The 1,285-nt window shown below is 57.6% G+C and carries 1 protein-coding gene; it reads left to right on the top strand.

Going from position 1 to position 1,285, the window contains the following annotated elements; genetic code table 11:
• Nucleotides 1-319: 319 nt before the first annotated feature.
• Entirely contained in the window at nucleotides 320-607 is a 288-nt protein-coding gene (locus D893_RS13690) for a type II toxin-antitoxin system MqsA family antitoxin (RefSeq protein ID WP_018947912.1), read from the top strand.
• Nucleotides 608-1,285: the final 678 nt, after the last annotated feature.

Here is a 1,285-nt window from a genome sequence, read left to right as displayed (position 1 = left end):
CCTCCCGTTCGCTCATCGGGCACAATACTCATCCACTCCCGGGCATGAAACAGGGGTGCCTTCTCTCGCGGTATGCAATCAGGCGAGACCTGACAGCTACTGATGCAGAGACCTGATGCTGGGGTCGTGATCAAGGAGTCCGGCGGTGTTCGAAAAGTTCGCTGGGCTTCTTCAGGTTCTGGCAAAAGTGGTGGAGTGCGAGTTGTTTACTACTGGAAGAAAACGGAACACGAAGTATGGATGCTGACGCTTTACCACAAATCGGAGCGCTCAACGATTCCGGGGCATGCTCTGAGGCAGATAGCGGAGGCGATCAAAGATGAATGACCGTGATATTGGGACCGAAATTCTCGAAGGACTGAATGAGATCAAGGAGTACAAGAAGGGGAAAGTAGACCTCAAGACACGCCAGCTTTCCGAGCCATCAGCTCCTCAGGTGATCAGGCAAAAGCTCAAACTGTCACAGTCGGCCTTTGCCGCCCTGATGGGGGTCAGCATTCGTACACTGCAGGACTGGGAGCAGGGGCGAAGAGAACCTCAGGGCTCGGCTGTGGCCTTGCTGCGGATAGCCGAACAGCATCCTGAGGTTTTCAGCGAGCTCAATTGAAGAGCGTGTCGAACCGAAAGCTGCCCGCGTCCCGCCGATGCTGCACCTGCTCCAGCACATTGGCCATGACGGGCTGTCAGGCTGAAATCGACCCAAGAGTCGCCTGTTCCCAGGCCATTGCCATCAAGGGTGCTACAACCGCTCGGCGGTGGACGGGAAGAAGTGGGGTGGACCCCGAACGTTGGACCACTGACGGCCTCTGAGAGGTAAAAACCGGGGCCTCTCGGTCGGGTTTCATGTTTCCGGTCTGCAGGTCCAGGGGACTTCATCAGCCACTCTACGGCCAAGCGGCGCAACGCTGGACCGGGGAAAATGAGGGGGCAACCCCCACATCAGTTCGATAAAGCCGGGGCTCGGTCCATATTGCTCGCTGACGGCGTTGCAGCTCCCTTGTGCAGAGTGACTGCACGGCAGGAGCCGCGCCTTGTCAGCGAAAGGCGCGGGGCGTCGGGGTCAGACCTTGCCTTTTGCCCCCGCATCAAGGGAGAGGCAAAAGGCAAGGTCTGACCCCCATGATTTCCCACGTTGGGCATTCATCCAGTACTCCGGAAAAATATCGGAAGAGGGCATCCATCTTGTTTACATGTCAGGTCACGCCTGATTGCATACCGCGAGAGAAGGCACCCCTGTTTCATGCCCGGGAGTGGATGAGTATTGTGCCCGATGAGCGAACGGGAG

Origin of the sequence: Thioalkalivibrio sp. ALE21, from assembly GCF_003208255.1 — a bacterium.
GTDB classification, from domain to species: Bacteria; Pseudomonadota; Gammaproteobacteria; order Ectothiorhodospirales; family Ectothiorhodospiraceae; genus Thioalkalivibrio; species Thioalkalivibrio halophilus.
The sequence above is the reverse complement of the archived record's forward strand: the minus strand, read 5'-3'. Positions and strand labels throughout refer to the sequence as shown.

Excerpts from the sequence above, each read along its gene's own strand:
- D893_RS13690 (WP_018947912.1), top strand. The coding sequence starts at position 320 with ATGAATGACCGTGATATTGGGACCGAAATTCTCGAAGGACTGAATGAG.